This is a genomic window from Secundilactobacillus kimchicus JCM 15530, from assembly GCF_001433995.1.
GTDB lineage: Bacteria > Bacillota > Bacilli > Lactobacillales > Lactobacillaceae > Secundilactobacillus > Secundilactobacillus kimchicus.
Genome location: NZ_AZCX01000011.1, coordinates 53,497 through 69,404 on the forward strand (window position 1 = coordinate 53,497; position 15,908 = coordinate 69,404).

General features: G+C 44.8%; 20 protein-coding genes. 19 read left to right on the forward strand and 1 reads right to left on the reverse strand.

The window, feature by feature from the left end; translation table 11 throughout:
- The first annotated feature begins 43 nt into the window (after positions 1-43).
- The 17 genes from ccpA (at position 44) to FC96_RS11090 (ending at position 13,673) form a co-directional block, all read left to right on the forward strand.
- Positions 44-1,045 (forward strand): catabolite control protein A, encoded by a 1,002-nt coding sequence (gene ccpA, locus FC96_RS11015; RefSeq protein ID WP_055679734.1) that lies wholly within the window; start codon positions 44-46, stop codon positions 1,043-1,045.
- Between the two features lie 152 nt (positions 1,046-1,197).
- Complete coding sequence (locus tag FC96_RS11020; RefSeq protein WP_056943038.1) at positions 1,198-1,935, forward strand: YebC/PmpR family DNA-binding transcriptional regulator; 738 nt, start codon at positions 1,198-1,200, stop codon at positions 1,933-1,935.
- A gap of 120 nt (positions 1,936-2,055) precedes the next feature.
- Positions 2,056-3,030 (forward strand): competence type IV pilus ATPase ComGA, encoded by a 975-nt coding sequence (comGA, locus tag FC96_RS11025; RefSeq protein WP_055679735.1) that lies wholly within the window; start codon positions 2,056-2,058, stop codon positions 3,028-3,030.
- Positions 2,975-4,009, forward strand: coding sequence for a type II secretion system F family protein (locus FC96_RS11030; protein WP_235804762.1), 1,035 nt, complete (start codon positions 2,975-2,977; stop codon positions 4,007-4,009). The genes comGA and FC96_RS11030 overlap by 56 nt, the downstream gene beginning before the upstream one ends.
- Entirely contained in the window at positions 4,009-4,323 is a 315-nt protein-coding gene (gene comGC, locus FC96_RS11035) for a competence type IV pilus major pilin ComGC (protein ID WP_056943040.1), read from the forward strand. The genes FC96_RS11030 and comGC overlap by 1 nt, the downstream gene beginning before the upstream one ends.
- On the forward strand, positions 4,298-4,738 hold the full coding sequence (locus FC96_RS11040; protein WP_055679737.1) for a pilus assembly FimT family protein: 441 nt from the start codon (positions 4,298-4,300) through the stop codon (positions 4,736-4,738). The genes comGC and FC96_RS11040 overlap by 26 nt, the downstream gene beginning before the upstream one ends.
- Positions 4,719-5,012, forward strand: a complete 294-nt coding sequence (locus tag FC96_RS11045) for a hypothetical protein (RefSeq protein ID WP_056943042.1) — start codon at positions 4,719-4,721, stop codon at positions 5,010-5,012. The genes FC96_RS11040 and FC96_RS11045 overlap by 20 nt, the downstream gene beginning before the upstream one ends.
- Positions 5,005-5,430, forward strand: a complete 426-nt coding sequence (locus tag FC96_RS11050) for a competence type IV pilus minor pilin ComGF (protein WP_056943043.1) — start codon at positions 5,005-5,007, stop codon at positions 5,428-5,430. The genes FC96_RS11045 and FC96_RS11050 overlap by 8 nt, the downstream gene beginning before the upstream one ends.
- Positions 5,420-5,593, forward strand: a complete 174-nt coding sequence (locus FC96_RS12950; protein WP_156403222.1) for a hypothetical protein — start codon at positions 5,420-5,422, stop codon at positions 5,591-5,593. Before FC96_RS11050 ends, FC96_RS12950 begins: the two co-directional genes overlap by 11 nt.
- Positions 5,594-5,707: 114 nt before the next feature.
- Positions 5,708-6,700 carry a class I SAM-dependent methyltransferase gene (locus tag FC96_RS11055; RefSeq protein ID WP_338055570.1) on the forward strand — a complete coding sequence of 331 codons (993 nt, stop codon included), beginning with the start codon at positions 5,708-5,710 and terminating at the stop codon, positions 6,698-6,700.
- Positions 6,701-6,719: 19 nt separating this feature from the next.
- Entirely contained in the window at positions 6,720-7,910 is a 1,191-nt protein-coding gene (locus FC96_RS11060; RefSeq protein ID WP_055679739.1) for an acetate kinase, read from the forward strand.
- A 265-nt stretch (positions 7,911-8,175) separates the two neighbouring features.
- Positions 8,176-9,549, forward strand: a complete 1,374-nt coding sequence (locus FC96_RS11065; RefSeq protein ID WP_056943044.1) for an amino acid permease — start codon at positions 8,176-8,178, stop codon at positions 9,547-9,549.
- A 174-nt stretch (positions 9,550-9,723) separates the two neighbouring features.
- The gene (locus tag FC96_RS11070) at positions 9,724-10,281 is read left to right on the forward strand and encodes a metallophosphoesterase family protein (RefSeq protein WP_056943054.1); all 558 of its coding nucleotides are present in this window, start codon (positions 9,724-9,726) and stop codon (positions 10,279-10,281) included.
- A gap of 11 nt (positions 10,282-10,292) precedes the next feature.
- Positions 10,293-11,693, forward strand: a complete 1,401-nt coding sequence (locus FC96_RS11075) for a bifunctional metallophosphatase/5'-nucleotidase (RefSeq protein ID WP_056943045.1) — start codon at positions 10,293-10,295, stop codon at positions 11,691-11,693.
- Positions 11,686-12,258, forward strand: coding sequence for a YutD family protein (locus FC96_RS11080; protein WP_056943046.1), 573 nt, complete (start codon positions 11,686-11,688; stop codon positions 12,256-12,258). The genes FC96_RS11075 and FC96_RS11080 overlap by 8 nt, the downstream gene beginning before the upstream one ends.
- 7 nt (positions 12,259-12,265) lie before the next feature.
- On the forward strand, positions 12,266-13,042 hold the full coding sequence (locus tag FC96_RS11085; RefSeq protein ID WP_056943047.1) for a TIGR01457 family HAD-type hydrolase: 777 nt from the start codon (positions 12,266-12,268) through the stop codon (positions 13,040-13,042).
- Position 13,043: 1 nt separating this feature from the next.
- A complete protein-coding gene (locus tag FC96_RS11090) occupies positions 13,044-13,673 on the forward strand; it encodes a TIGR01906 family membrane protein (RefSeq protein ID WP_056943048.1) in 630 nt (209 codons plus the stop codon).
- A 46-nt stretch (positions 13,674-13,719) separates the two neighbouring features.
- Here FC96_RS11090 and FC96_RS11095 read toward each other — a convergent pair whose 3' ends face one another.
- A complete protein-coding gene (locus FC96_RS11095; protein WP_056943049.1) occupies positions 13,720-14,361 on the reverse strand; it encodes a VTT domain-containing protein in 642 nt (213 codons plus the stop codon).
- 173 nt (positions 14,362-14,534) lie between these two features.
- Between FC96_RS11095 and FC96_RS11100 the strand changes: the two genes are divergently transcribed.
- Both FC96_RS11100 and FC96_RS11105 read left to right on the forward strand, forming a co-directional pair.
- Positions 14,535-15,119, forward strand: coding sequence for a peptidylprolyl isomerase (locus tag FC96_RS11100; RefSeq protein WP_056943050.1), 585 nt, complete (start codon positions 14,535-14,537; stop codon positions 15,117-15,119).
- Positions 15,120-15,237: 118 nt separating this feature from the next.
- A complete protein-coding gene (locus FC96_RS11105) occupies positions 15,238-15,627 on the forward strand; it encodes a CvfD/Ygs/GSP13 family RNA-binding post-transcriptional regulator (RefSeq protein WP_056943051.1) in 390 nt (129 codons plus the stop codon).
- Positions 15,628-15,908: the final 281 nt, after the last annotated feature.

The window sequence follows — 15,908 nt, forward strand, 5'->3', positions numbered from 1 at the left end:
ATGCATGAAAACATATAAGACCAATAAAGAAAGGGCTATCGCGATGGATAAACAAACAGTGACAATCTATGATGTAGCGCGTGAAGCGGATGTTTCGATGGCAACTGTCTCTCGAGTAGTCAATGGCAATCCAAATGTCAAACCAGCAACTCGAAAGAAAGTTCTCGACGTCATTGAACGCTTGGACTATCGGCCAAACGCCGTGGCACGGGGCCTTGCAAGTAAAAAGACCACCACGGTTGGGGTGATTATTCCCGACGTCACCAATATTTACTTTTCGGCATTAGCACGAGGCATTGATGATATTGCGATGATGTACAAGTACAATATCATTTTAACGAATTCTGACGAGAACGGCCGAAAGGAAGTCCAAGTTCTGAATACGTTGATGGCAAAACAAGTTGACGGGATCGTCTTTATGGGTAACGACATCTCAGAAGAGTTGCGCAAGGAGTTCGATCGCGCCAAAACGCCGATTGTTTTAGCTGGCTGTGTGGATCCAACCGGCCAAATGCCAAGTGTCAACATCGATTACGTGGCTGCGGTGGAAGAGGCGGTTAAAAACCTAATTGACCGTGGCAATCAAAAGGTTGCGTTTATCTCTGGGAGTTTAGACCAGCCAATTAACCGAGAATACAGGTTAAAGGGATATAAGCAGGCCTTGAAAAAGGCTGGTTTGCGTTACGATGAAAAGTTAGTTTTTGAAACTGATTACTCATACAAAGCTGGCCAATTATTACAGCCTGCACTTCAGGCGGCTGGTGCTACGGCAGCCATCGTTGGTGATGACGAATTAGCGGCCGGGGTGATGAATGGCGTTTCAGATGCAGGGTTGAATGTTCCGGATGATTTCGAAATCATCACGAGCAACGACACTAAGCTAACTGAAATGGTGCGCCCTAAGATGTCGTCAATTACGCAGCCACTTTATGATATTGGGGCCGTTTCAATGCGGTTATTGACGAAGTTGATGAATAGTGAACCCGTGGACGAACGGACAGTTCTTCTTCCCTACGGTTTAATGAAGCGCGATTCAACAAATTAGGCACTGAAACCACAGCCTGGCTGTGGTTTTTATTTGACGAGCCACTACCAATGAAAACGGGTCCGTGAAAGATTGAAATGCAGGGATAGACGTGGTAGTATAATAAAGTCTGTACCAACGGATACTATTACTTAAAGAAAAGAGGAGTTACGATGTCAGGACATTCAAAATGGCATAACATCCAAGGACGTAAAAACGCCCAAGATGCTAAACGTGGAAAAATCTTCCAAAAAATCTCACGTGACTTGTATCAAGCCGCTAAAGCAGGTGATCCTGACCCAGCGAACAACCCTCAACTTCGTTTGGTCATGGATAAAGCGCGGGCAGCCAACATGCCTAAAGACAACGTTCAACGCGCAATCGATAAGGCAACCGGTGTCGGTGGTGCCAAATTCGAAGAAATCACTTACGAAGGATACGGCCCAGGCGGGACTGCTGTCATGGTTTCTGCATTGACAGACAACAAGAACCGGACCGCAGCAGCGGTTCGTTCCGCATTTACCCACCATGGTGGTTCACTGGGTGCGGCAGGTTCAGTTTCTTACATGTTTGACCGGAAAGGCTACGTTGTGATTTTACGCGACGGCCTTGATGCCGATGAAGACACGGTATTGATGGACGCCTTAGATGCCGGTGCTGATGACATGACAGCAACTGATACCAGCTTTGAAATTTTCACCGATCCGTCAAGCTTGCCTGCAGTGCGCGATGCACTTCAAGAAAAGGGTTATGACCTGGATACGGCGGAAGTGACGATGTTCCCACAAAATACAACGCCCGTTCCAGAAGACAAAATTTCGCAATATCAAGGGCTCATTGACGAGCTTGAAGATAACGATGATGTGGCCGATGTTTACGAAGCAGCCACGATGCCTGAAGGCGTTGAATAAGTTAATCTAATAACGATTAAGAGCCGTCCTGATTATTCAGGACGGCTTTTTTGTCTAAATTTTGAAAAGACAAGTGATTTGTCGGTGGTCCTGCGTAGGTTAAGGTATGGAGGTGATAAAGTGATTGAAACGTTAGGACAACAATTACTTGAAGGAGCCGTGGCAGCGGGTAGCTCTGATTTATATGTGCTCCCTAAAGGTGAGGGCTACGGAGTTTTTGAACACCAAAATTCCAGGTTTCAGTGGATTCAAGATCTAAGCGCTGAGAAGGGACAACAACTGATTGCGCATTTTAAATACCGTGCAAACATGGCGATTACGGAAGCAAGGCGGCCTCAGTTGGGTTCGATGATGATTGCCGTGAATCAGGTCCAGATCCATTTACGCCTTTCAACAGTCGGTAATTTTAAACAGCTGGAATCAATGGTCATTCGCTTGATTTACCCTTTGGCAACACAGCAGAGTCACTTTTTAGTCCCCGGCCAATTTGAGCACTTACAGCAGTGGTGCCAGTTACGAGGGCTGGTGTTGTTTGCAGGGCCAACCGGGTCAGGCAAAACGTCAACAATTTATCAACTCGCTAAAACGCTGAGCCATTCTCACTCTGTCTTGACGATTGAAGACCCGGTTGAAATCGCTGAGCAGACCTTTCTACAATTGCAGGTCAATCAGGAGGCGCAAATGAGCTACAACGACCTCATCAAAGTGGCGTTACGGCACCGGCCAGATGTTTTGATTTTAGGAGAAATTAGGGATGTCCAAACTGCCCAAGCAGCTATTGATGCGGCCTTAAGCGGTCATTTGGTCTTAAGTACGGTTCACGCGTTAAACGTCCACGGCATTGTCCCGCGGTTATTGCAACTGGGCGTTGATGAACTGGCACTGCATCAGGCGGTCACGGGGGTAGCCTACCAACGATTGATTCCAACCATAACTGGTGCGATGGCTGCTCTGCTTGACATGAAGAGGGGCCCGGTTAATGAAGAATGGCGAGAAGAAACGGGCATGACAACAGAATGGAGGTGCTACCTTGGAAAATGTGTCGAAAACCAACAAATTAGCGAGTCAATCGCCAATCGATTCCAGGAAGGCTAAGCAGTGGCCGATTCGCTTTCAAGCTGAAATATTTAAGTTAATGAGTGATTTACTAACTGTAGGGTTTTCAGTTCACCATGCAGTTCGATTTTGTGAAGTTCTGTTTGCCAAACACCTTGACGACATTCAAAAAATTAACGCCCAATTACGGGAAGGGACGAGCATCAGTCAGGCATTTGCACCGTATGTTGACGATCAAATCGGCATGCAACTGAAGCTAGCGGAACAACATGGCCAACTGAGTGAGAGTCTGGGACACGTTAGTCGATTGTTAGCGGCCAATACGCAGCGACAAGAAAAAATCCGGCGCCTCATGCAATATCCGGTGATTTTAGGGTTTATTTTGGTTGGAATCGTTCTTGCGTTAAACTTTTTGGTCCTGCCACAAATTCAGCAATTGACCGGTGAGCCAACGCCGCAATCAAACTGGTGGTTGTATGCGGCCGGCAGTCTGGTGGTGTTACTAGTGGTGCTCCTTGGTTGGCAGCATTTAAAAAGCCTACCAATCCTACAACGGATCGAACGTCTTGCCAGAGTCCCAATTATCGGTAGTCTAGTTCGAATCTACTATGGTTATTATTTGTTGGCGGCGCTTGCCATCATGGCGGGAGGTGGTTTAGGGACCCAAGAGATGTTAAAAACAGTTGCCCAAGCTAAAAAAACGACCCTTCTCTATCAATTTGGCGCGGTCCTTTCCAAGCGTCTCACGTCGGGCGAGGCAATGACAACTATTTTAAAGCATTATGCGTTTGTTCCAGGAGAATTACGGGTTCTAATTGAAACGGGAAAGCCACAAGCAGAAGTGGTTAAAGAACTCACGGCATTAGCGGATCTGTACTACGACCGTTTGACCGCCCGCTTTGAGATGATGATGACTTGGATTCAACCCATTTCTTTTTTGATCTTGGGGGCGATTATTATTGGCAGTTATGTCAGTTTGTTTTTACCAATGTATTCGATGATTGGAGGAATCGGTTGATGAAAAATAGAAAACCTAGCTTGAGACGTGGATTTACACTAATTGAAATGGCCATTGTTTTATTCATCGTCGCTTTATTGATATTGATAGTCGTGCCCAATCTGTCACATCAAAAAAAACATGCTCAAACGGTTCATACTAGTGCCATGACAACAGTCGTTCAGACGCAATTAGATACTTATTTAGACGCCACCGATAAAAAAACGGCAACGCTAGAGGAATTAGAAAAAACGGGTTATTTGACGGATAAACAGGTCAATATGGCCAAAAAGGAAGGGATTCGAATCAGTGGGAGTCAAGTTAAGGGGACGTAAAGGGTTTACTGTATTAGAAACGTTGGTTGCAATGGTGATCACCGCGGGACTGCTCATCTTGGTATCTTACTCTGTCACGGCCTTTAGGGCCCATAATCCCGTCGCCGAACGGGCCTTTTGGCGGGCATTAGCGGCTGATTGGAAACGGTCCCAGTATGAGGCCCGGTATCGTCACCACAGCACAGTTGTGACGATTTCGCGTGGCGGGGAAGTTCGATTCGTATGTGACGGCCTTGTTCGAACGCTAGAAATGCCCCGAACCCTGACGGTAACAAAGACGACGGTTGTTTCAATGAAGGGGGATGGTTATGTTCAACCCCGGACAATTCAATTTCATTCAACAAGCGGTTGGCAGTATAAGATGATCATTCAGATGGGATGGGGGGTGTATCGGCTTGAGAAAGCAGCGCCATAGACTAGGATTTGTTCTCAGCGATGCCCTGATAGGACTCGTTATTGTTTGCGTTGCATGTTTAGTATATGGTCAAGCGCATTATATGATGCTCCAGCAAACAATTGTTAACCGGCAAGCGGTAGAAGTCCTCCGACAACGGGTTGAAAAACAGTGGCAACGTCAATCATCGTCGCCTAAAAAATCAAAGCGGCAGCAAAAAGAACTAAAAAAAGTGCCCCACCAGTCCAAGTCAACTGGTGCTGTCGCCACTGAAGAGAGGGATCACCATGCGTGAAGGGTTAACAGTAGTCGAGGCAATCTTAGCGTTATTTGTGACGGCCTTGGTGGTTTTAACGATTGCAAGCGGTCTAAAAAGCACCCGTTTTGAAATGACGACTAAAACAGACCAGCAGTTAGGTTGGCATTATTTTTTAAGTGAGGTTCGTGCGCCAAAGTACGCTTTTGTTGTCGAAAAGGTTGAAACTAACTACATTTTGCTAGAGAGTTCCATTCAAAAAAAGACGTTCATATTAAAATTCCGATCGGGCGAACTCGTTTTGACGACCCCTAAGGGCGGCTATATTCCGCTAATGCGTGGATTAAAAACAGGTCAATTTCAAGCTGTTAAAAAGGGCGTTGATTGTGAGGCGATGGCTACCACGGGTCAGCGATTTAAGGCTAATCTTATGTTGGAGGATGAAAATGATAAATAGATCAGGTTTTGTGACGCTGCTGGCAGCCCTTTTTTCGATTGTCTTGATGGCCATTCTCCTTTTTGAAATGCACGGTTTTGGCCAGCAACAAATTGCGTTTAATCGAGTCTGCGATTATTATCAAAAACAGTTAGATCAGGCTTCCCGCTCGGTAAATAATTGATAAGACCGGCCGTTGAGCGCTTGAATTAAGTTGAATAAATAGGTAAGATAGGTGCTGTGAGTAATCCTTTAGTATTGGAGGTTGACGACACTGTCTCTAAAAGAAACGGAAACGTTGTTTAATGTTTTTGATCAATCGAGCCAGCTTTTGAAAGATGCGTTAGCGACGTCTTATTTGGATGCGTTTATTGAATCAGGTGACAACTTGATTGAAAACCATGTCCAAGTTGAAGATGGTAGACCTGATACTGCAACGGTTGAACAGCTAACGACGCTTTATCAACAAGTTGATTTACCAACCTATAATGCCGAAACGGTTCGGCAAGCGGTACAGTTGACGATGTTAAAAGCGATTCAAGAGGATAAAATTCAAGGGAATCATCAGATTACGCCGGATTCAATCGGCATGGTCATGGGCTACTTGTTGATTCGATTGGTTGAAAAACAGCAGAAGCTGGTGCTGTTAGATCCAGCAGTGGGGACGGCCAACCTCTTGACAACTGTGATGAATCAACTGACGGATGCAACAGCACATGATTTGTCGGCCATTGGGTTTGACAATGATGATTCAATGCTTTCTGTGGCGGATATTAACGTCACATTGCAGCATGCAACTGTCGAGTTGAGACATCAAGATGCCATTGGGGACCTTTTGATTTCGCCCGTCGACGCGGTTGTATCTGATTTACCAGTTGGATATTATCCGATCGACGAAAAGGCAACGAAATTTAAGACGGCTGCCAAAGAAGGCCATTCTTACGTGCACCACCTATTAATTGAGCAATCAATGCAAAATTTGAAACCGGGTGGCTTCGCACTTTTACTTGTGCCAAGCCAACTTTTCTCGACGTCTGAGACGAAAGGTCTGTTGGATTTTCTTCAAGGAACGGCCTACCTTCAGGCCTTTTTAACGTTGCCGAAGGATTTATTTGCGGCCAATCAATCAGAAAAAGCCATTTTATTACTGCAGCGACCAGGTGAAACAGCTAAGCAGGCCGATAAAGTGATGATTGGTGAATTTCCGTCATTTAAAGATCAATCGGGTTTTCAAAAATTTTTAGCAGAGGTTGTGAACTGGGAGCTCAATGATTTGCTCGCAGTGAAGTAACTAAAAAGGAGAATGTGACATGGGAAAGACACTGGCGGTTAACGCAGGAAGTTCAACTTTAAAATTCAAGCTCTTTGAAGTACCATCTGAATCAGTGATTACAAGCGGGGTCGTTGAACGAATTGGTTTGAAAGACTCAATTGTGACGATTAAATACGGTGACGGTAAGAAGTACGAAGATACTTTAGACGTTGACAATCACGAGGCAGCCATCCAATTAATGCTTGATAAATTGCTTGACTTGCACATTATCGAAGACTACAAGGAAATCACGGGCGTTGGCCACCGAATCGTTGCGGGTGGTGAAGATTTTACTGATTCCGTCTTGGTTGATGATGATGTCTTAGCTAAAATTGAATCTCTTGCGGAATATGCGCCCTTGCATAATCCGGCTGAAGCCATGGGAATCAGAGCGTTCCGTAAAATTTTACCGGATGTGCCTAACGTGGCGGTGTTTGATACGTCTTTCCATACCTCAATGCCACAGGTCAACTATATGTATGCTGTTCCTTACGAGTATTACGAGAAGTTTGGGGCGCGAAAGTATGGTGCGCACGGGACGAGCCACCGCTACGTGGCTAACCGGGCGGCTGCAATGCTTGGCAAACCGCTAGAAAGTTTGAAGCTCATTACTTTGCACATTGGTGCAGGGGCTTCAATCACCGCTATCAAAGATGGCAAGTCATTTGATACGTCAATGGGCTTTACGCCGTTGGCAGGGATTATGATGGCGACTCGTTCTGGTGATATTGATGCTTCTTTGGTGGCTTTCTTAATGCAGAAGTTGGACATTAAAGACGCCAATGACATGATTGAAATCCTAAATAAGAAGTCTGGGTTAATTGGTGTTTCTGAATACTCAGCAGATATGCGGGATCTTGAAAAAGTCCAGGGACACAATGCAAAGGCGCACCTTGCCCGGGATATGTATATCAATCGGATTGTTCGTTACGTTGGCCAGTACATTGCTGAATTAGGTGGGGTAGATGCGATTGTCTTCACTGCTGGTGTTGGTGAAAACGATATTCCAATTCGGCAAGAAGTTGCCGACAAATTGAGCTACTTTGGCATCGCTGTTGATCCCGAAAAGAATAATATTCGTGGTGTCGAACGTGATTTGTCAACGGATGCGGCAACTGTTAAAACGTTGTTGATTCCAACGGATGAAGAATTAATGATCGTTCGTGACGTTGAACGATTAACCGACTAATCAGGTCAATTGAGAATGTGAAGAGGGTTAAACTGAAGTGGTCCCGAGCAAAAGCGGGAGGCCGTTGCAGGTTAACCTTTTTTATATCTCGAGAGATTAATTATTTTCAAGATAAGATGAACAAATATCACTTGTTTTCGTTAATCCTTGTAAATCCTTGAAAAGGCGCTGTTTTAAGGCCTTTAGCTAATAGCTAGGTTGGCCCGGCTTTCCCGCAAATGCGGAGAGTCCGTGTATAATACCAATCATGAAGGAGTGAAAGGATATGCAAACTGATACATCGGGGTCTAATGATCAATTTTCACGGGGGCTAAAAAGTCGCCACGTCCAATTGATTGCACTGGGTGGTACCATCGGAACGGGGCTATTTTTAGGGGCTGGGGAATCAATTCATTTAACCGGTCCTTCAATTTTACTAGCCTATCTGACGACAGGTATCATCTGCTTCTTAATGATGCGGGCTCTTGGGGAATTACTACTTTCGGACTTAAATGCACATTCCTACATTGACTTTATTAAGCGATACCTTGGCGAAAAGTGGGGGTTCATTGCTGGGTGGACGTATTGGGTCTGCTGGCTGACGATTGCGATGGCCGATTTAACTGCGGCAGGACTGTATATGAAATTTTGGTTTCCACAGCTACCTCAGTGGGTCACAGGAATGGTGATTTTAGCGGTTTTAGTTATGATTAATGCGGTGACGGTCAAAGCGTTTGGCGAGACCGAATTTTGGTTTTCAATTATTAAAGTTGGCGCTATTATTGCCTTGATCATTACCGGTATTGTGTTAGTTGCCGTCCACTTTAAGACACCGGTTGGTCATGCGACAGTGACAAACTTGTTCAAGGGTGGTTTTTTCGCTAACGGTCCCAAAGGGTTTTTCCTGTCATTTCAAATGGTCGTTTTTGGGTTTATTGGGATTGAAATGGTGGGGATGACGGCTTCGGAAACTAGTAATCCAACAACGGTCATTCCCAAAGCAATTAATGAGATTCCGATGCGAGTGATTTTGTTTTATATCGGCTCTCTGCTGGCGTTAATGTGTATCTATCCATGGCACTTTATTTCACCATCTCAAAGTCCGTTTGTTCAGGTCTTTTCAGACATTGGAATCAAAAGCGCCGCGGCAATCATTAACTTTGTGGTCCTGACGGCGGCTGCTTCGGCCTGCAACAGTTCGTTGTTCACGACTGGGCGGATGTTGTTTTCACTAACGTACGGCAAGAAAGGCCGTGTCGCTCGCCGGTTAAGTACGTTATCGCGCGCCCAGGTTCCGGTTCATTCGCTGAATTTTTCTGCTGTCATCATTGCCATTGCTGTGTTGTTGAATATTTTCATTCCCGGCAAGGTTTTTACGTTAATTTCAAGTATTGCAACCACCTGCTTTTTATTTATTTGGGGTTCAATTGTTTTAGCACATTTGAAATACCGGCAGTTAGTTCGGTCTGGGAAGCAGCAGAAGGTTGCCTTTCAACTCAGGTTTGCCCCATATTCAGATTATTTAATTCTACTGTTCTTAGGTATGGTTTTAGTGGTCTTACTTTTCCGGTTTGAGACGCTCGTCGCGTTGACTGGTTCTGTCGTTTGGTTGGCTGGGTTATGGCTGGTCAAAACGGTTCAAGATCGGAAACTTGCTTAGTTTCGTTGCTGCCCATTAATTGGGCAGCTTTTTTTGTGACGGACGAGGGAATAATACCGAGCATTTTTTGAAACATGGTAGAATGAGATTAAGTAAAAAACAGGTAAAGAGGGGTTCGACTTGAAACAATTTTTTACATCAGACACACATTTCTTTCATAAGGACTTATTGGGCATGTCGGACTTTGCTCCCCGGCCGTTTTCGTCGGTTGAAGAAATGAACCAAACGATTATTGACCACTGGAACGAAAAGGTGTCGCCAGAGGACACGGTGTATCATTTAGGTGATATTGCCTTATACTTTGTCCGACCTGAACGCGCATCACAACAAGCCGTCCTTGATGTTTTGAATCAGCTTAATGGGCATTTGGTTTTAATAAAGGGTAATCATGACAATCGCGCACTATTTAAGTTCTTGGCCGCCAACAACCCCATATTTGGAGGTCGACCAAAATTTGAATTTCACGATGTTGGAACCATTGTCAAAGTGAATCATCGGCAGTACTACTTAACGCACTATCCGATGATGATGGGGATCGTCAAGCAAATTATTAATCTCCACGGGCATATTCATCACTATGCGGTAGGTGCGAAGGAAAACATTAACGTCGGTGTTGACACGCCTGAAATCGATTATTTGAAGGAAAAACCAGCTTTCGGTGCGCCTTTTTCTCTGGCTGAAGTGGAGGAAATGGTCCAAGGAAAGTTCGAAGATTTTCAAAAGCGCCACTAGGAGGCAGTTAATTGGACGAGCAATTAGTCATTTTACACACCAACGACATTCATTCCCATCTCGAAAACTGGCCACGGTTGAGGCGGTTTTTAAAAACGCAAAAGCACGCGTACGAACAAGCCGGTGCCACCGTCTTGACGCTAGATATTGGCGACGCCATGGACCGAGTTCATCCGCTGACCGAAGCGACGAATGGTCAGGCCAATATCACTCTTCTAAATCAAGTCGACTATGATGGTGTGACCATTGGGAACAACGAGGGGCTCGGAAATACTAAAGAGCAGTTAGATCACTTATACGACGAGGCCCATTTCGATGTGATTTTAGGAAATTTATTAGATGCTAAAACAGGGAGCTTGCCAGACTGGGCGATTTCTCATAAGTTTGTGAAGACGGCCGCTGGGACGCGAATTTTGCTTCTTGGCCTGACTGCACCGTACTCGATGACCTATCCGTTGGTTGGATTTCAGCCAGTCGAAGTGGAGGTTGCACTGGATCAATTATTAGCGACTTACGCAGGTCAATATGACTGTTTGATTTTACTCTCCCACTTGGGCCTAGACGTTGATCGGCGAATCGCTAACCATTATCCGCAGTTTGACTTAATTGTTGGTGCCCATACTCACCATCTTCTCATTGAGGGGGAGCAGGTCAATCAGACGATGTTGGCGGCGGCTGGTAAGTATGGTCAATATGTCGGCACCGTTGAAATGAACTTGGCAGATCACCATTCGGTGGCGGTGACAGCCCGGGTGACCAAAACTGCCACCTTAGCAGAAAAGGCAGAAGATCGAGCTGAAATTGATCGGTATGAGCAACGGGGAGAGACCCTGTTAGATCGACAACTAGTCGCTGCTTTGCCCCACGCACTAAATGGCAGCTGGGAGTCGAATTCGCCGCTGATGGTCCAAGGGCTGGCCAGCCTTAAAGATGACGCTGGCACGGACGCCGCTATTTTAAACGGGGGCTTATTCTTAACGGATTTACCACGAGGCATCGTCACGCGAAAAGATATTCATGAACTATTACCGCACGCAATGCACGTGATGAAAGTCACGTTAACGGGCGCTGATTTGTACCGTCTCATCCGGGAAATGGAAAAAAATCGTCAGTTTTTAATGCGTTTTCCAATTAAGGGAATGGGGTTTCGCGGCCAACTTTTTGGGGCGCTTTGCTACGACGGTATTTCCTACAACCCACAGAATCGTGTGGTTAGCTGGCACGGAGAGCCGCTGGTGGCTAAACGGCAGTACACGGTTGCGATGCCGGATCATTATTTGTTTATTCCATTTTTTCCGACGATTGAGATTGCTGGTCAAAACACGATTTTATATGATAAGCTTTTACGGACGGTATTTGGCGATTATTTAGCCAAACATGACCCGATTAGAGAGGCGGATAACTTTGGATAAAAAATCATTACAGGACTTAATTGAAGCGGAGCGGACTGGTCGTAATCCAGGGGCAACGGTGGTTTTAGAAGACGAGACGCACCTGAAAATTAACGACCACCCCTACGAATTGGTTATGGACCACAAAGCCGCGTTCAACAAGGCTGAGCTAAGCGACCGCTTTAACTCCTACTACTCCAAGTTTGATTACTTAGTGGGAGATTGGGGTTTTGAACAACTTCGCCTACGTGGCTTTTATGCAAACGATCGTAATGTGCTAACGGAATCGAAGATTGAGGCACTAGAGGATTTTTTGGCTGAAAAGGCCAATCTGGGCTGCGCCTACTTTGTCCTTCACAATTTAGATGTTCGCCAGCAGCCACAAAAGAAGTCGCGGAAACCTGCGGATGGTAATAGTCGGCGGCGTAGAAGTCGTAATCGGCGGTCAACTAACAAATCGACGGCTCACGTTCGTGAAAAGGCAGAGCCAGTTGCCTCCAAACCAGGGAAACAGGACGCCGGAACCGTTAAAACGGTGGGGCATAACCGTCGGCGGCACTTTACGATTCGTGAAAAGAAGGACTGACACGCAAATGGCTAAGAAGTATAAAGGTTATTTTATTGATTTAGATGGCACCGTTTACGCCGGAAAGAAACGGATTCCAGCTGCTAAACGGTTTATTGAGCAGCTCCAAGCTACCCAAACGGCTTTTTTGTTTGTCACGAATAATACGACAAAGCTACCCGCAGATGTCGTCAGAAACTTAGCGGAAAACCATGATATCCATGTGTCAGAAGATAATGTTTATACGGCTGGGTTAGCGACAGCTGACTACGTTGCCGGATTAGCCAAAGACGGCGATCGAACGGTTTACGTTATTGGTGAAATTGGGTTGATTCAGGCCTTTTTGGACCGGGGATTTACGCTGACCGAGCGAAATCCCGCATTTGTGGTAGTAGGACTGGATTCAGACGTGACCTATCATAAATTTGAGTTAGCCACACTGGCAGTTCGAAGTGGTGCTACCTTTGTTGGAACCAACCCGGATTCTAACATTCCCAACGAGCGGGGAATGCTACCAGGCGCGGGCTCATTAGTTGAAATGGTGGCTTATACCACCCAACAACGGCCAATTTACGTTGGGAAACCAGAGCCCATTATCATGGAAAATGCTTTAGCCGAGATTGGTTTGCCAAAAGAGGATGTTGTGATGGTTGGTGACAACTATATGACGGATATTACAGCCGGACAACGCATTGGTATGGATACGTTACTGGTCTATTCGGGCCTTTCAACTCGACAGCAAGTTGCTAAAAAAGCCAAGAAGCCAACTTATGAAATCGACTCGCTAGATGATTGGACGCTTTAAAATGGAGAAATTTAAGACGATGGGGGCGTGGCTGGTTTTATTTTTGGCCATTATCTCGGGAACTATTTTTTTAACTATTAATAGTATTTGGCTGTATTGGTTGAATTTAAAGACGACAACGGTTTTAACGGATGTTGGCTTAAGTCTGTCCCAGATGATGGGAAATTATGGGCACTTGTTAGCTTACCTTGAACTTCCTTGGGTGCGTCAGCTTTTATTACCAGACTTCACGGATTCCGTGAACGGATTAGAGCACTTTAGAGAAGTGAAAGCTTTGTTCTTAGTCAACAACTTTGTTTTCTTAGTCACAATTGGTCCGGCCATTGCATTTTTGCGACGGTTAGTTCAGCGGGGGCAACAGTGGCGGTTGATTCAGCCTTTTTCAATTGGCGCATTAGTGCCGGTTGTTTTGGGCGTGATTATGGCAATTGACTTTAACCGTTTTTTTGTCATTTTTCACACGCTATTATTTCGGAATTCAGATTGGTTATTTGACCCACAACTTGATCCCATTATCTTAGCGTTGCCAGAACCGTTCTTTGCGCAGTGCTTTTGTTTAGCATTTGGCATTTTTGAATTAGTGATGCTTGTTGGAATATGGCGTGGCCGGGTTGCTGTTAAAAAGCTATAAAAAAATGTTGAACGTTTGTTCAACATTTTTTTATTATATTAACGGGTTAATCCACTTGCCGACGACTTTTGATGAGGCCAACGACAGCCGGGATCAGCGATACTAGAATAATGCCGATAACCACCATCGAAAAGTGAGCTTTGACGAAGGCAATGTTTCCAAAGAAAAAGCCGCCGCCACAACAAAGAACGACCCAGGCAATTCCGGCAACAACGTTATACTTTAAAAACGATTGGTAATGGTAGTTTGATGTTGCGGCTACGAATGGCGCAAAAGTTCGGATGATTGGCATGAACCGAGCTAAGAAAATCGCAATCGGTCCGTGCTTTTCAAAGAATTGACGCGCATTGGTTAAATTTTGTTGACTGATAAATCGACCAAAGAATCGATGTTTTGTTAAGGCCATCCCAACCTTTCGGCCAATTAGAAAATTAAGTGAGTCACCGCCGATAGCAGCGAGTAAAAATAAAATCACAAAAAGCCAGATGTTAAGATGATAGTCTGGGTTTGCTGCCAAAGCGGCTGCTGCAAAAAGTAACGAGTCGCCCGGCAAAAACGGGAGGATTACTGCGCCAGTTTCAATGAAAATAATTAAAAATAAGATACCATACGTCCAGCCACCAAATGTGTTGACTAGCGTCACGAGATGATCGTCTACGTGGAGAACAAAGTCGATCAGTTGGGTCATAAAAAAATGCCCACCTTTCCTAAATTCGTAATGTCCTCATTGTATCAAACAATTAACTGGGTGAGGTAGTTGGTTCTTTGAGTTAAACAAAAAGTAAGGTTTAACCGAGAAGTTTGATTTTGAGTTGGTTTTATGGATAATAGAGGGGAAGGACAAGATGGAGGTTATTTAAGGTGAATTTTCCCCAGTTACACTTAGAAGAAGAAAACGGGCCTAAAGTTGTTTTACACACATCAATGGGTGACATCAAGTTGCAGTTGTTTCCGGATCAAGCCCCAAAGGCGGTTGAAAACTTTGTGACGCTTGCTAAGCAAGATTATTACAACGAAAGTATTTTTCACCGGGTAATCAGTGATTTCATGGTTCAGGGTGGTGATCCGACTGGGACTGGAATGGGCGGTCAAAGTATTTGGCAAGAGCCGTTTGAAGATGAGTTTTCGAAGGAACTCTACAATCTGCGTGGTGCTCTTTCGATGGCAAATGCTGGACCAAACACAAATTCAAGTCAATTTTTTATCGTTCAAAACCAACATCTACCAGAACAATTAACACAGCAAATGAAAGAAGCTGGCTTTCCTGATGAAATTGTGACAGCCTATCAAAAGGGTGGGACGCCATGGTTGGACTTTCGGCATACCGTCTTTGGCCAAGTTAGTGATGGTATGACGGTTGTTGACGCAATTGCCGGGGTTAAAACGGCAGCCGGCGATAAACCAGAGGAACCAGTCGTTATTGAATCAGTTGAAGTAATTGAGTAATGGTAAAAACCGCTTGAGCAGAGACGCGTTTATCTGCCCAGGTGGTTTTTACTTTTAAAATTGGTCAGAGTCCGGTAATATTGGTTTGGATAATTTTTAAGTGAAAGGGGTGGCTGATTTGTTTCATATAGGTGAAGTTGTGACTGGAAAGGTCACTGGCATTCAGCCCTATGGTGCATTCGTGGATCTTGGGGACGGCGTTCAAGGGCTCATTCATATTTCAGAATGTCATTTTGGCTATGTCAAGGACATCCATGACTATTTGGATTTAGGCCAATCGATTACAGTGATGGTGCTAGACATTGACGAATTCACTGGGAAGATTTCTTTATCTTTGCGTTGCCTTGAGGAGAACCACGGTTTAGACGGTGAAAGTGCGGATGATGAAGGTGACGTTCGGCATAAACATTATTGGACAAATCGGAATGTCCATGACGGATTTAGTCCAATTCAAAAACGGCGACATGCTTGGGAACAAGAGGCGCTGCGGGAGTTTGTTGGAAAATAGTTCGTTATCTTGAAATTAAGTCTTGACCAAGACGGGTTTTGCTGGTAATATTTTATCTGTTGTTGAGCGGTGGTTAAAACGTTTCGAATATTTATTCAAATTGTTTACGACCTTAAAAGCCAATAACAATCAGCTTCTAACAGGTCATTAACCAGATGGCGATCACATTTAAATTGAGTTTTGAATAAAGATTCAAAAAGATGTTGACATTTGCTAACGAGTTAAGTTATACTGATTGAGTTGATTTGATAAGTAGACCTTTGAAAACTGAACAAAGTTTC

Bases quoted from the DNA above. Each gene is read 5' to 3' on its own strand.
- ccpA (WP_055679734.1), top strand. From the start codon at position 44: ATGGATAAACAAACAGTGACAATCTATGATGTAGCGCGTGAAGCGGAT.
- FC96_RS11020 (WP_056943038.1), top strand. From the start codon at position 1,198: ATGTCAGGACATTCAAAATGGCATAACATCCAAGGACGTAAAAACGCC.
- comGC (WP_056943040.1), top strand. From the start codon at position 4,009: ATGAAAAATAGAAAACCTAGCTTGAGACGTGGATTTACACTAATTGAA.
- FC96_RS11050 (WP_056943043.1), top strand. From the start codon at position 5,005: ATGCGTGAAGGGTTAACAGTAGTCGAGGCAATCTTAGCGTTATTTGTG.
- FC96_RS12950 (WP_156403222.1), top strand. From the start codon at position 5,420: ATGATAAATAGATCAGGTTTTGTGACGCTGCTGGCAGCCCTTTTTTCG.
- FC96_RS11060 (WP_055679739.1), top strand. From the start codon at position 6,720: ATGGGAAAGACACTGGCGGTTAACGCAGGAAGTTCAACTTTAAAATTC.
- FC96_RS11065 (WP_056943044.1), top strand. From the start codon at position 8,176: ATGCAAACTGATACATCGGGGTCTAATGATCAATTTTCACGGGGGCTA.
- FC96_RS11070 (WP_056943054.1), top strand. From the start codon at position 9,724: ATGTCGGACTTTGCTCCCCGGCCGTTTTCGTCGGTTGAAGAAATGAAC.
- FC96_RS11085 (WP_056943047.1), top strand. From the start codon at position 12,266: ATGGCTAAGAAGTATAAAGGTTATTTTATTGATTTAGATGGCACCGTT.
- FC96_RS11090 (WP_056943048.1), top strand. From the start codon at position 13,044: ATGGAGAAATTTAAGACGATGGGGGCGTGGCTGGTTTTATTTTTGGCC.
- FC96_RS11095 (WP_056943049.1), bottom strand. From the start codon at position 14,361: ATGACCCAACTGATCGACTTTGTTCTCCACGTAGACGATCATCTCGTG.